This window comes from Alicyclobacillus tolerans (assembly GCF_900142255.1).
GTDB lineage: Bacteria > Bacillota > Bacilli > Alicyclobacillales > Alicyclobacillaceae > Alicyclobacillus_I > Alicyclobacillus_I tolerans.
In genome coordinates, this window is sequence record NZ_FRAF01000008.1 from 1 (window position 1) to 13687 (window position 13687).

Annotated in this window: 12 protein-coding genes and 1 rRNA gene; all 13 read right to left on the minus strand. The window is 46.5% G+C overall.

Going from position 1 to position 13687, the window contains the following annotated elements:
• Positions 1–191, minus strand: a 16S ribosomal RNA gene (locus BUA75_RS05545); the annotation flags it as partial.
• A 258-nt stretch (positions 192–449) separates the two neighbouring features.
• The gene (gene lysS, locus BUA75_RS05550) at positions 450–1940 is read right to left on the minus strand and encodes a lysine--tRNA ligase (protein WP_072873588.1); all 1491 of its coding nucleotides are present in this window, start codon (positions 1938–1940) and stop codon (positions 450–452) included.
• 157 nt (positions 1941–2097) lie between these two features.
• Positions 2098–2574, minus strand: coding sequence for a transcription elongation factor GreA (greA, locus tag BUA75_RS05555; protein ID WP_072873589.1), 477 nt, complete (start codon positions 2572–2574; stop codon positions 2098–2100).
• Between the two features lie 200 nt (positions 2575–2774).
• Entirely contained in the window at positions 2775–3008 is a 234-nt protein-coding gene (locus BUA75_RS05560; RefSeq protein ID WP_072873590.1) for a helix-turn-helix transcriptional regulator, read from the minus strand.
• Positions 2989–3489: a 2-amino-4-hydroxy-6-hydroxymethyldihydropteridine diphosphokinase gene (folK, locus tag BUA75_RS05565; protein WP_072873591.1), complete on the minus strand. Its 501-nt coding sequence runs from the start codon at positions 3487–3489 to the stop codon at positions 2989–2991. Before folK ends, BUA75_RS05560 begins: the two co-directional genes overlap by 20 nt.
• Positions 3467–4267, minus strand: a complete 801-nt coding sequence (folP, locus tag BUA75_RS05570; RefSeq protein ID WP_242650251.1) for a dihydropteroate synthase — start codon at positions 4265–4267, stop codon at positions 3467–3469. Before folP ends, folK begins: the two co-directional genes overlap by 23 nt.
• Positions 4268–4331: 64 nt before the next feature.
• Positions 4332–5213, minus strand: a complete 882-nt coding sequence (hslO, locus tag BUA75_RS05575) for an Hsp33 family molecular chaperone HslO (protein ID WP_072873592.1) — start codon at positions 5211–5213, stop codon at positions 4332–4334.
• A 108-nt stretch (positions 5214–5321) separates the two neighbouring features.
• On the minus strand, positions 5322–7163 hold the full coding sequence (gene ftsH / locus BUA75_RS05580) for an ATP-dependent zinc metalloprotease FtsH (RefSeq protein WP_072873593.1): 1842 nt from the start codon (positions 7161–7163) through the stop codon (positions 5322–5324).
• Between the two features lie 107 nt (positions 7164–7270).
• A complete protein-coding gene (gene hpt, locus BUA75_RS05585) occupies positions 7271–7813 on the minus strand; it encodes a hypoxanthine phosphoribosyltransferase (RefSeq protein WP_072873594.1) in 543 nt (180 codons plus the stop codon).
• 10 nt (positions 7814–7823) lie between these two features.
• A complete protein-coding gene (gene tilS / locus BUA75_RS05590; RefSeq protein WP_072873595.1) occupies positions 7824–9299 on the minus strand; it encodes a tRNA lysidine(34) synthetase TilS in 1476 nt (491 codons plus the stop codon).
• A 77-nt stretch (positions 9300–9376) separates the two neighbouring features.
• Positions 9377–10339 (minus strand): protein kinase domain-containing protein, encoded by a 963-nt coding sequence (locus tag BUA75_RS05595; protein ID WP_072873596.1) that lies wholly within the window; start codon positions 10337–10339, stop codon positions 9377–9379.
• Positions 10339–11064 carry a vWA domain-containing protein gene (locus BUA75_RS05600; RefSeq protein WP_129583537.1) on the minus strand — a complete coding sequence of 242 codons (726 nt, stop codon included), beginning with the start codon at positions 11062–11064 and terminating at the stop codon, positions 10339–10341. Before BUA75_RS05600 ends, BUA75_RS05595 begins: the two co-directional genes overlap by 1 nt.
• Before the next feature lie 131 nt (positions 11065–11195).
• Positions 11196–13637, minus strand: a complete 2442-nt coding sequence (gene spoIIE, locus BUA75_RS05605) for a stage II sporulation protein E (protein ID WP_238413601.1) — start codon at positions 13635–13637, stop codon at positions 11196–11198.
• Between the last annotated feature and the right edge of the window lie 50 nt (positions 13638–13687).

A 13687-nucleotide genomic window follows, 5' to 3' on the forward strand; every position in this document is an offset into this window, starting at 1 on the left:
GCATCAGGCATGCGCCCCATGCGCCTATCCGGCCTTAGCACCCGTTTCCAGGCGTTATTCCGGTCTGTTAGGCAGATTCCCCACGTGTTCCTCACCCGTCCGCCGCTGGTATCTTTCGATACCCGCTCGACTTGCATGTATTAGGCACGCCGCCAGCGTTCGTCCTGAGCCAGGATCAAACTCTCAATGTCTAATTCCTTCTCCCTCGCTCTCTCGAGCTCGGGCACTTCTTCTCTGGCGTTTGGTGATTCTTGTGCGTGTTTAGTTTTCAAGGTTCTCTCGCTGCCAAGGCTCTCTTTCGCGTCCCCTCTTGCAGCGACAGCGACTATCTTACCTCCCTCCGAACTTTTTTGCAACCCCTTTTCCAAAAAAATAATCATGTATTTTTTTCCACACAAAATATTGACCTGCTATAAGCAGGCCATGTTGATCTATGCACTATAAGATATTTAGGAGCGCTCATCGCGTCGTTCACGCAAGAGAGGAAATAAGAGAACATCTCGAATGGAAGGCTGATTCGTCAAGAGCATCACTAAACGGTCTATCCCGATGCCGAGCCCTCCTGTTGGTGGCATACCCTGTTCGAGTGCCAGCAAAAAATCTTCATCCAATTCTTGCGCTTCTTCATTGCCAGCGGCCCGTTCTTCCATTTGTTTCAGAAAACGGTCTCTTTGATCCAGCGGATCATTTAATTCTGAGAATGCGTTGCCATGCTCTCGACCCACAATAAACAATTCAAAACGATCGGTAAATCGCTCATCCTCTTTATTCTTGATTGCAAGGGGAGAAATCTCCACTGGATGCCCATAGACAAACGTTGGCTGAATCAACGTGGATTCTACACGTTGCTCAAAAAATTCGTTGACAATGTGACCATACCTCATTTCGTCACTAATTTGAATATGATGTTCATGAGCTAACTGCCGCGCCGTCTCCAAATCGTGAACGGGCCAGAAATCTACGCCTGTCTGTTCACGGATTGCGTCAACCATATGTACGCGCCGCCACGGCCCTTGAAGATGAATGGTATATTCTCCATACGTAATATCTAATGTTGAATGTACGGCTGATGCGGCATGTCGCACTAAATTCTCAGTTAAATCCATGATATCATGAAAATCTGCATACGCTTGATATAGCTCAAGCATAGTGAATTCAGGATTGTGGCGTGTGGAAATACCTTCGTTTCGATATACACGACCTATTTCATAAACTCTCTCCAAACCACCAACAATCAACCGTTTTAGATGAAGTTCAAGCGCAATGCGCAATACAAGTGGTATATCGAGTGCATTATGATGCGTGTGGAAAGGTCGTGCATGTGCTCCACTGGCCACAGTATGCAAAGTAGGTGTTTCCACTTCCAGAAATCCTTCTTTATCCAAATATTCACGTATCGCTTGAATAATTTTTGATCGCGCCATAAAAGTGTCGCGAATTTCTGGATTGACAATCAGGTCAAGATATCTTTGCCGATAACGCGTTTCAACATCTTTAAGTCCATGCCATTTCTCAGGCAATGGGCGCAAAGCCTTAGATAACACATCAAGTTTCTGACAAAGCACTGTCACTTCACCGCGATTGGTGCGAAATACTGTACCTTCAACACCTATGATGTCACCGAGATCGAGCAACTGAAAAATTTCGTATCCTTCTTCCCCGAGCACATCTTGCTTGGCATAAATTTGAATACTACCTGTCCGATCTTGCATTACGGCGAAAGAAGCTTTGCCATGCCCGCGGCGAATCATCATCCGTCCTGCTATCCGAACACGCATCGACATTTCTTCCAATTCCTCTTTGCTTTTCTCGCCTGCGGCATTTAAAATATCGCTCGCATGGTGAGTAACATCATATCGATGGCCATATGGATAGACACCTTTGTTTCGCAACTCGTCCAATTTTTCCAAACGGACACTCATTAAATCGAACTCATCCATTCAAACATTCCTCCTGCACGGAAAGACGAGGGAAATTCTCCCTCGCCATTTTTCATAAAAGAGCGCATGGTTATGCCAACTGCAAACATGTTTTAGTGATTCTAAGACAACTAAAACACAGCCATTTCATGGATACCCCACTCATGAGACCAATGCTTTAACGGCGAATTTCTAAAATTTTGAACTTGATGGTTCCTGCAGGAACAGCAACATCTACCACAGAGCCAATGGATTTACCAAGCAACGCGCGTCCTACCGGTGATTCATTGGATATCTTGTTGCTTGCTGGATTGGCTTCTGCCGAACCAACGATGGTATATTCCACATCTTCATTAAATTCCATATCTCTAAGCAATACGGTTGAGCCAATGGATACAGAGTTGGTATCGACCTCATCTTCATTGATGATTCGCGCATTGCGAAGCATCTTTTCCAAAGTCATGATTCTGCCTTCAATAAACGCCTGTTCATTCTTAGCGTCCTCATATTCCGAATTCTCACTGATATCTCCATACGATATGGCCAGTTTGATGCGTTCTGCCACTTCACGGCGTTTCACGCTTTTTAACTGTTCCAGTTCTTCTTCGAGTTTTCGCAACCCTTCGGGAGTCAAAAGAATTTCTTTTTCTGCCATAGCAATATCGCTCCTTTTTGCCGACAAGTGCCGATGTACAGACGCGAATTCTCCAAGCCATTTCGCACAATATATGGGATAGAGCACCACCGGGGACACCGGCAGTGCTCTGTAAACCCATTCCGGACACAATGTCTAGTGGCAATTATAGATACGCTCCTGAGGCTTGTCAATGCGTACCAGACAGCGTATACATATGCTTATCTGTTATCTTTTATGGGCGAGAGGCTCATTTTATCACTCAAAAGTTCTTCCTCTGTAACATCCAAAACATTACCCAGTTTATGTATCATTTCTTGACTCGGTTGACGCGTCCCTCTTTCTAATGATCCAACAATCGTTAGGGAAACTCCTAATTCTTTGGCCAGCTCTTCTTGTGTCCAACATTTCAGCTTGCGATAAGCGCGAATTCGTCTACCAAATGTGTCCGACATATTCAACCCCACTTTCCGAAAGGTTTTCGGCCATTTCAGCCAGCGTTACTCCTCCAAGACCGCGCCTTTGCGGAACTAACTCTGCCAGTGGAATGATGACGAAACCTCTTTCCCACATCCTCGGATGAGGAATCTGCAACATTTGATAGCATACAGACAAATTATCATAAAGGAGAATATCTAAATCAAGCGTACGCGGTCCGTTCTGTATCGCTCGCACACGCCCCTCGTTCTGTTCTATTTCATGTAAGGTTTGAAGCAATTGCAAAGGTTCCAGTGATGTTTGTATAGACATCACCATATTCAGAAAATCTGGCTGTTCAAGATATCCAACCGGGGTCGTCTCATATACTGAAGAACAACGTACTGGCCCTTCTGATAAACAGGTAAGAGCTTCTACAGCTCGTTGTAAATGGTGAATTCTCCTACCCTGATTGGAACCCAGGGCTATAAATACCTCATGGACCATTTTGCTGCCCATCGTCCTCCTTGTCTTGTACAGCCTCAAGCATCCGACAAACGCGCACAGTCGCCTTCACGTCATGGACGCGCAAGTATTCCACACCTTCCATTATTGCATATGCAGCAATAGCCAGATTTCCTTCTAATCGATCGGATACATCTGCCGAAAGAATTTCTCCAATAAATCGTTTCCGACTGACACCGAGCAAAACGGATTGACCCAGTTTTGTATAATGCGGCAAAATTCGCAAAGCAGATAGATTTTGATGGGTATCCTTAGCAAAACCTATTCCCGGATCTATGACCAGACGTTCTCTCGCAATACCTGCAGATAAGCAGCGTTCTATACCAGACCGTGTTTCCTGAAGAAGTTCTGCGAGACCATTCCCTAAAGGTCGGCTGTCTCGGTTATGCATCCAAAAATAAATACAGTTGGCGTCACTGACTACTTGTAGCATCTCTTTATGGTGCAGGGCACCCCAAACATCGTTGATACCGCTCACGCCGCATTCAAGAGCACGTGCCGCTATCTCAGGTTTATACGTATCTACACTAATGGGAATCGGACAATGAAGCGCAAGATCTTTGAGTACAGGCTGCAATCTTCGCCATTCCTCTTCAGATGTAACGGATTGGTGACCTGGTCGCGTGCTTTCGGCACCCACGTCCAACCAGTCTGCGCCTTCTTCAACCAGGCGATACGCATGGTTCAGCGCATCAGTCGGGGAAAAATAAATCCCCCCGTCAGAAAAAGAGTCAGGTGTTACATTCAAAATCCCCATCACTTTTGTACGCACTGTGTTACCCTTCTTTCCAATGACACTCCACGCAAGCGAAGACGCGATAGCAGGCTCGATAAATTTAGGACTGTTGTTCAGCAATCCAGCCTTCTATCTCTTCTACGCCAAAAAAGTATTTTGCAGCGCAAAAATGACAAACCGCTTCTGCTCCTTTGTCTTCTTCCATCATACTGCGGAGTTCTGAGACATCGAGGTTTTTCATTGCTGCCGCAAATCGTTCACGAGAGCAGTTACAAGCAAATTGTACAGCTACTCGATTGAGCAAGTGTGCATCGGGATCGAGCAAATAAAGTAATTCTTCTGCACTCTTACCTGTTTGTAGAATGTCAGTTACACTTTGCATAGAAGACAACCGTTCTTCCAGCTTTTCAATGTCATTTTCTTCATGCCCGGGAAGCAATTGCAAGAGAAACCCGCCTGCACAGATAACACGATTGTCTGTCCCAACGAGTACCCCTGCTCCCACAGCAGAGGGCGTCTGTTCGGATACAGCAAAATAATAAGTGAAATCATCTGCAATCTCACCTGTCTGGATAGCTGCCGAACCTGTATAATAATCTCTCAAACCGGTATCTCGTGTAACATAGAGAGTACCTCTGCCAACAGCTCTGCCAACATCCAACTTACCTTTTGAATTGGCTGGCAAATCAACAAACGGATTGTCCACGTATCCCCGCACATTGCCAAAAGCGTCCGCATCTACGAGAATGCGTCCAAGCGGACCGTCTCCATCAATACGAAGTGTCAGACGCTCTTCATTTTTCAATTGTTGCCCCATCATGAGGGCAATACTTGCTGTTCTTCCTAATGCAGCCGTGGCCACCGGCCAAGTATGGTGTCGACCCTGCATCTCATTGACAACGTTCGTCGTAACGCATGCCAGAGCACGACCACGACCATTCAATATCGTTGCCCTCACTAACTGGTCAGGTGCGCTTTTCATGTTTAAACCTCCTAGAATGACGAACAACCCCCATGTAGAGGGTTGTCGTTAGAATCTCCTGTCAATGCTGCTTTTCTTCAAAACGCATTTTCCCTTGCCATCTATTATCTAGAGGTCTTTATTCTGTTCTGCTATTACCTCTTCTGGTGATTTGCCTTCCATAATGGCCCGAATCTCAAATTCATCAATCGTCTCTTTTTCCAGGAGAAGATTGGCCAAAGCATCCAGCCGATCTCGACGTTCCGTCAAAATCTTGCGAGTGCGCTCATGACAATCTTCAACTATCCGCTTCATTTCTTCGTCAATCTCAAAGGCAACTCTGTCACTATAATTGGCTTCTGACGACAGGTCTTTGCCTAAGAAGACTTGACCTTGACGGCTACCGTATTGCATGGGGCCAAGTTTGTCGCTCATACCATACTGAGTCACCATTTGCCTAGCAATTTCCGTAACTCGCTCTAAATCGTTGGATGCACCTGTGCTAATTTCGCCTAAAACAATCTCTTCCGCGACTCGACCACCCAACAATCCACAGATGCGATCGTACATCTCCTGCCGTGTCATGAAATAACGATCTTCCTTAGGCAAGGTAACCGTATACCCACCCGCCATTCCGCGGGGAATAATGGTGACTTTATGAACTGTGTCCGCAGCCTGCACATAATAGCCAATCACTGCATGCCCAGCTTCATGGAAGGCTACCAGTTTACGCTCATGTTCACTAATCACCCTCGAGCGTTTTTCCGGGCCAGCCATCACTCTGTCAATCGCTTCATCAATATCGCGATTGGTAATGCGGGTTTCTCGCTTGCGAGCCGCTAATAGTGCTGCCTCATTGAGGACATTTTCCAAATCGGCTCCTGTAAACCCGGGTGTCCGCTTAGCAATCACATCCAAGCGAATATCAGAAGAAAACGGCTTGTTTCTAGCATGCACCTTTAAAATTTCCTCACGGCCTTTTACATCAGGACGATTGACCACAATCTGGCGGTCAAAACGGCCTGGACGCAGCAGCGCTGGATCGAGGATATCTGGACGGTTGGTGGCAGCAATAATAATTATGCCGTCATTTCCCGAGAAACCGTCCATCTCTACAAGCAATTGGTTGAGTGTTTGTTCACGTTCATCATGACCGCCACCGAGACCTGCTCCACGATGACGTCCAACTGCATCAATTTCGTCAATAAAAATGATACAAGGTGCGTTTTTCTTGGCAGTTTCAAACAAATCACGCACACGTGATGCACCGACACCGACAAACATTTCTACAAAGTCAGAACCTGAAATACTAAAAAAGGGAACGCCAGCTTCTCCCGCAACCGCACGAGCCAGCAAAGTTTTACCCGTACCAGGCGGCCCTACCAGAAGTACACCTTTGGGAATGCGGGCACCGAGTTGTGAAAAGCGTTTGGGATCTTTAAGAAACTCTACAATTTCTTCCAATTCAGCCTTTTCTTCATCCGCACCAGCTACATCACGAAAAGTAACGCGACGTTTTTCCTCAGTGTAAAGTCTTGCCCTGCTTTTGCCAAAGTTCATGACTCGGCTGCCGCCGCCTTGTGCCTGATTAAACAGGAAGAACATAATGACAAAAACAAAGACAAACGGAATAATGGAAGTTAAAAATTGAATCCAAACAGATTCTTTTGGTTGCTGATTGACGTAGAAGTCGACTTTATTATTTTCCAGAAGAGGATAGACGTTATCGTCATTCAGACCCCTGGTAGAAAACTTCTTTCCGTCACTGAGCGTACCGTCAATGGTAAGCGTTAGCCCATCTGGAGTCACATAAACCGGACCGGAAATTTCATGCGATTTGATATCGCTCACAAATTGGCTATAGGCTATCGTCGATTGCGGGCGGCTTGAATTTGTCAGAAAGTCCACCACTCCGACGATGGCTAGCAAAATCAGCACATAGAAAACAATGCTGCGGTAAAACCTGTTCATGCCTTACCTCCTCTCGGTCATGGCGGGAATATTGTACCATAAGGACTGAATAGACAACAGCAGAGCGGAAGGAGGCCATGAATCCTTTGTGACAGATCTGTTGAACGTCATGACTCCTGATAAATCTCGGCTTTTAAAATGCCTACATAAGGCAGATTCCGATAGCGTTCAGCATAGTCCAGTCCATATCCTACAATAAAAGCATTGGGTACACGAAAACCAAACCAATCCGGTTCAATGTCCACTTGCCTGCCCTCCGGTTTGTCAAACAGCGAAACAATTTTCACAGATGCTGCCTTTCGATGCAAGAGGGTTTCGCGCAAATAGCGCAGTGTCAAACCAGAGTCCACAATATCTTCGACAATTACCACATGCCGACCTTCCACAGGTCTGTCAAGATCCTTTAAAATACGCACAACACCTGATGATTTTGAGGCATCTCCATAACTGGAGGTTGCCATAAAATCAATTTCAAGCGGAACATCTACCCGCTTAATCAAATCCGCCATAAAGAGCACTGCGCCTTTGAGGACACAGATAAAAAGCGGATTTTTCTCATTGTACTCGACAGCTAACTGTTTCCCCAACTCTTGAATGCGCTGTTGAATTTGCTCTTCATCGAACAGTATGCTCTCTAGGTCTTTTTGCATGACAGAAAATCTACTCCTCCTTGTCCCTTCTCCATAAAATTCTGCATTCCTCAGCTTGCAACAAACTTTGCACATGTTTGGGCGGAATGGTTTGTAAGGTCCAACGGGCAATCTCTGCATCCTTTGAATGAATTCGCGATGAGCTATACAAACCTGGAATCCACAGCCAGTCGCCAGCTTTTACAACTGGCCAGGCAGCTCGCAACATTTTCGGCAACTTACTATCTGTCATCAAGTCCTGAATTTTTTTCGATCCGACCCGTGTCTTGACACGCCAGCTTCGATTGCAGTCTTCAATGCTCAACGAATGGATTTCTGGCGGTAAATGAACCGTCCATCCCCAATCATTACCTGACACCAAGTTTGATATATGATGACGTGTAAGACGCCAAATCCATCCAAGCTCATCAGCCCACTCTCCTTCGTTGAGAAGGACTTCCCGAACAGTTTGCCGCTTAGTGTTCAAGAAACGAGGTCGAGGGCCCACCCACAATTGAGAATAAATACGCCACGCTAAAAATCCGCCCGGCAAATCAATGCCAGCCGACGGATCTTTGCTGCTGGCCAATTTCCGCAGATCTTCCACGTGGCGCGCAGTCCAATTGATTTCCGTCGGAAAACATGTCAATAGTAGGTGAATTGCCCTTCTTTGTAAAGGAATCGGCAACTCTATCCATTGATTTGTAGACAAATGATACGCTGATAAAGTCTCGTCATATGTAATATACGTATTGAATAATTGTTTGGCCCAATCATTCAGCCAATCATTTTCTTCACGAACCATTGCTGTAAAACGTCCAATTATCTCTGAAACATTGGGTTCAATAGCGCGAAGTTCTGGCAACACACGCTGCCTCAAACGATTGCGAAGAAAGCGAAGCGACTGATTGCTTTCATCTTCAACCCAGGACCATCCGTTTTGTTGAGCTGTTTTCTCAATAGCTTGCTTGGAAAAAGAGAGAAGTGGCCGGAGCAAGCGCATATGGCTTTGTGGAACAACTGACTCAGCCTGCATTCCCTGCAACCCCGACAAATAAGCGCCGCGCAACAATCTCCACAATACCGTTTCCACCTGATCGTCAGCATGGTGAGCAACGGCAATCGCATCACATTGATATTTCTCTGCCATGCGAAGCAAAGCCTGATAGCGTAAATGACGAGCGTCCGCCTCCGTACCGCGCCGATGTTGAATGCTGATGTCTTGCAAGTGGACATACTCTATCTCAGCTGGCAAGTGAAGCTGTTCAGCCAATTCCTGAACAAAGCGGGCGTCACGATTAGCCGTTTCGCGCAATCCATGATGGACATGCCCTACCACCAACTGCAAAGAGAGGGAAGATTGCAAACTGGCTAGCATTCGCAAAAGCACTACAGAATCCACACCGCCTGAGCAGGCAACAAGAACTCTTTGAAGCTTTTTTTGCTTCGCCATGCTGAGCCATATTTGCAAAAACTCATGTACTGAAACTACTGATGATTTCCGCATAATCCACCTTGACTCATCGCAGCGGCTCAATCCTTATCTGCAAACCGCATTCAGAACCACGCGCCCAATTTGCTTCATCATAGTAAAAATACCGTCCAGGCCGCAAGTGTAGCAATCGCCGCCGTCGTCAAAGAAAACCACATCAGGCGCTCTGTCCAGTCCCATTTCTTTTTTTTCGATCGCGGTGATGGAGAAGTAGCCATTGACTTTTTCTGCCGAGCAGGCTTTGGCATGGTTTGTCTCTTCTTGTTGCTTTTAGCTGAATGAAACAGAGAAAGCGCAGTTGCCGCCGATTGCACCTGGCCATGCAAAATAGCGTCAATGACTGTTTTTCTTCTCGTTTTAGGCATAAGTTGCAGTGCTGTAAAAACATAGCGCTGGCGATCTTCCACACGACCCATGCGATGAACAGGCAATGGTTGTTGCAACTGAAGAAAAACCAGCGAGAGCCCTACCAAATCATACATCGCGTCGGCTGAACGCGTACCTAAGCCGAAATAGGCACGATCACTTGTTGGCGTGTATTGTCGAACGGATCGACCAAAGGCACTGACACCGCCTATATCAACCACACGCGCTTGCAACCTGCCATCCGTCCCGCTTTCAACCAATAAATTTTCTGGTTTGACATCAGAAAAAGCGAATCCAGCCTGGTGAAACTCATGTAAAACCTGAAGATAGGCAGCAAATAATCGATCGATTTCCGTCTGGCGCAGATGCTGGTGAACTTTTGTCAGCGGCTGTCCGGCAATACGTTCCATACTGTAAAAGTACAGTGGTGCATGCTGTGCATCATCTAGTTCAATCGGTTTCGGCAAAGCGTGACTTACTGCGGAAAGTTGTCTGAGTAGTCGCCATTCACCTGCGATTTCATGCGAGTTACTGCTGATTTTAAGCGCCACTTCCTGCTTGTTCATGATAGATTGCGCCAGATAGACTTCACCGTTTGCTCCCTGCCCAAGCGGCTGGAGAATACGATAACTGTTTTTTTGCCATTTACCAACAAGCACTTGGCCTGGCTGCAGCAGGCGGGTCACCATTAGTCAAGCGCCGCCCATTGCTCATCAATTCCACTTTCCGTTTTTTCCTGAAACAACTGCAAAGCATGACGAATAGCCGGACCCGTAGGTGTACCTCCACTCGCTACATAGCAACGCTCTAATGTTTTGGGGTCAAGAGTAGCAGAGAAAGTCTGCACCGTCTCTACCCAATTTCCCCGTTGTCCTGGAAAAACAGCGACTGCCACTCGTGAAGAACCCATTCTGGCGCTGAGCGAAAAAGATAAGTCCCGCACAGCCTCGCGTACCATGTCCATTTTGTGTTTCATACTAGCGCTCGTATCAATGAGTACTATTAAATCCAGATGCAGTTCTTCCTGTAATTTGTCTACCACAGAAGTCACACGAGCACGTTCTTCAGGCGGAAGTTCCTCCTGCGTTTTTCCGAGAACCGATTTCAATTCTGCATTAACCGCTTGCTGTAAGGTCAACTGCATAGTCTGATGTGTCATCATTTGAGCAGTAGCTGATAAATCGCTGGGTTGAACGATCCGGCACATACCATTTCCCGCCTCTGCAATACGCATGACTTCATCACGCCCTGCGCCGCCCATCTCGCCTTTTTCTACTACACCAATGACATTCACTGCGATACCCTGACGACGCGCATCAGCAGCCGCTTCTATCGGGGATTCTCCAACATTGGAACAACCATCTGTAATCACTAAAATCTGCTTCATCTTGGCTTCCAGAGACAAAACGTCCACCTCCATCGACTTCCACATCTGGTTCTTCTACCAGTATGGTCAGCCAATGGTGTGGACATTCTCACTCTATGAAATTTCAGCTATTCATTTATCAGTTCCAAAAAATATTGAAACTTGGGTGTCTTTCTTTGTCAGGCGCCTCGTCTACGCTTGTCCGCCTTACGTCGCAAGCCTTGTACACCAGGAATCTTAATGGTGGCCCATTCTGGCTCAAACTTTCCCACTTTTGCTACAACCACTGTCATATCGTCAGCAATTTTACCGTTGTTAGCACGCACTGCCGCTTCCACAAGTGTGTCTGCAATACTTTGGGCATCGCGTGTTTTCAACATACGCAATTGCTGCTGCAACCAATCAGAAGGCTCGAAAGTTTCTTTGGGTGCATCATAAATCCCATCTGAAATAAGAATGAGAATATCTCCATCTTGCAAATCTTCCGTGACCGCCTGAACATCGATATCTTGCAAAATACCAATGGGTACACCCGCGCCAGTGATGGTCATAATATCATTGCCTCGCAAAATATAAGACGGTGCGGAACCAACTTTCAAAAATTCTGTCTTGGCGCTGTATAGATCTATCAAAGCCATATCGAGCGTGGCAAACATCTCATCCTGACTGCGTAAAAGTAAGGTGGAATTGACTGTACGAATGGCCAACTGTTCATCAAATCCAGCTTTCAAAAGTTTTTTGAGAAGTTCAATGGCAGCACGAGACTCACGGCGTGCGCGTTCTCCATTACCCATACCGTCTGAAACGGCAATCGCAAAGCGTCCGTTCCCCAAATCAACTGCCGTATGAGTATCTCCAGAGACAATTCGTCCACCTCGCGCAGCGCTAGCAACTGCTGTATGGACACTGTAGCGGCGAGCAGACGCAAAGACACAGATACTGTATCCATCACCATTTGCATCAAGCTTTGACAGTGAGAGTGTTTCACCAACCACACCCGACAGCAGTGGAGCAATCACTTTTGTTGACGTTTCATATGCCCTGTCAGTCGGTTGCAAAACTTCAATATGAATTTTGCCGGCATCCAACGAAACAATATGCACCCGGTCGACATACAATCCTAATTTTTCAAGAGCCGCTAGTATCTGTTCTTCATCTGAGAGCGCACTGCGTTCGGATTCTTCAATTTCGTCTGTAATTGCCCGGACAACTGCTGCAACTCCACCAAGTTGGGCGGCTACCAGTGTACGCAAATCGTGCAATTTAGCCATCCATTTTTCATCTCGATACGTAAGATCCAGATTGTATTTTAAAACCCCCATCATAGCGTCAAGCCGACAACAGCGTTCTTTTAAATCATGAGTAGGAAATGCTTTGCCAGGTGGACAGCTTTCAATTTGGCTAATGGTATTGGCCATAGCCTGGTAAGTTTGGATACCTTGTTTATCCCAACAGGTGGCACGTCTCGCACATCCTGAACAAACCTGACCAGCTGTCGTACTGACCATGTGCGTAACCAACTGTTGCGCGGTAGTATATGGATTTTCACCGTGATCGGCAAAAGTAACGGCTAATTCTTCGAATATTTGTCCGAATTGCTCGATTTTTTCAGCCATCAACTGATTCATACGACGCACACGATCTTGCTCTGACTGGCGATTTTCTAATGTTCCTGGAACATACGATGCTACTTCAAGATGCAAACGGCGCGGGGTTAACCAATAAATTACTGTCGCAATCGAAGCAGCTAAAGCATGATTCGCTAAACCATGCCAATCACTGGATGTTGACATAGCAAGTACTGTAGTGGACAGTACAAAGGCTAGACCGATCCAGAAGCGGTTGGCATCCTTTAAAAGCCCCGACAGAAAGCCTCCAAATCCACTAATGGCTACATCCGCCATATTGCCCTGATGACTCAGTAATGAAAGTAAGCTCAACACAATAGCACCTGCTGCAGCCATCCCCATACCGCCGCAAGCTATCATTAATATCATCCAGTTCACGGCTATGGAGGCGATTGAAACATCATGTATTTTCCAATCAGACAAACCCATGACTACAGATCCAGCAAGAATGATAAGCGCCGCTACTTGTTCGTGACGTAGAGATTTAACGGCTTCTTTGCCAATGAATATGGAAATGCACTGAATAAAAATCAGGCACAACAAAGTGACTAGCGCTGCATTAGCCAGAGCCAGCAGAACATCCATCTGCGTCCAGACAGTGCCAATCAACAACAACTTGCTGCAGAGCGCTACTACGCCTGCAATCAGTGGAATAAACCGAAAATCGGCAAACGGTTTGCGCAATATATACAGACGCACAGCGCGGTACATAAAAAATTGCAAAAGCATGCCAGCAGCAGCGTAAACTCCCCCACCAGCCAGGGCTCCCAATACTGCAGCATAGGCAGGAAATCGCCTGCCTCGTCCACCGCGTTCGTGCAAAATTACAAAGAAAGCAAAACCAAAGGGTGATACTGCGTGTAGAATAGTAGCGTGTCCAAGAACAAAAGCCATTCCAGCAAGCAATACTGCACGTTGCCAGTGCACTCGCACCAACGCAGCTTTTTGTGATGATGGTCGATCCGCTTTTCCCACCAGGGATAGGTGTGACATGAGCCGAGCCCCTTCCTGTTATTTGTATGACCAGTATAGGCGGAGCATGA

Excerpts from the sequence above, each read along its gene's own strand:
- BUA75_RS05560 (WP_072873590.1), bottom strand. The coding sequence starts at position 3,008 with ATGTCGGACACATTTGGTAGACGAATTCGCGCTTATCGCAAGCTGAAA.
- BUA75_RS05595 (WP_072873596.1), bottom strand. The coding sequence starts at position 10,339 with ATGGTGACCCGCCTGCTGCAGCCAGGCCAAGTGCTTGTTGGTAAATGG.
- hslO (WP_072873592.1), bottom strand. The coding sequence starts at position 5,213 with ATGAAAAGCGCACCTGACCAGTTAGTGAGGGCAACGATATTGAATGGT.
- tilS (WP_072873595.1), bottom strand. The coding sequence starts at position 9,299 with ATGCGGAAATCATCAGTAGTTTCAGTACATGAGTTTTTGCAAATATGG.
- spoIIE (WP_238413601.1), bottom strand. The coding sequence starts at position 13,637 with ATGTCACACCTATCCCTGGTGGGAAAAGCGGATCGACCATCATCACAA.
- folK (WP_072873591.1), bottom strand. The coding sequence starts at position 3,489 with ATGGGCAGCAAAATGGTCCATGAGGTATTTATAGCCCTGGGTTCCAAT.
- ftsH (WP_072873593.1), bottom strand. The coding sequence starts at position 7,163 with ATGAACAGGTTTTACCGCAGCATTGTTTTCTATGTGCTGATTTTGCTA.
- hpt (WP_072873594.1), bottom strand. The coding sequence starts at position 7,813 with ATGCAAAAAGACCTAGAGAGCATACTGTTCGATGAAGAGCAAATTCAA.
- lysS (WP_072873588.1), bottom strand. The coding sequence starts at position 1,940 with ATGGATGAGTTCGATTTAATGAGTGTCCGTTTGGAAAAATTGGACGAG.
- greA (WP_072873589.1), bottom strand. The coding sequence starts at position 2,574 with ATGGCAGAAAAAGAAATTCTTTTGACTCCCGAAGGGTTGCGAAAACTC.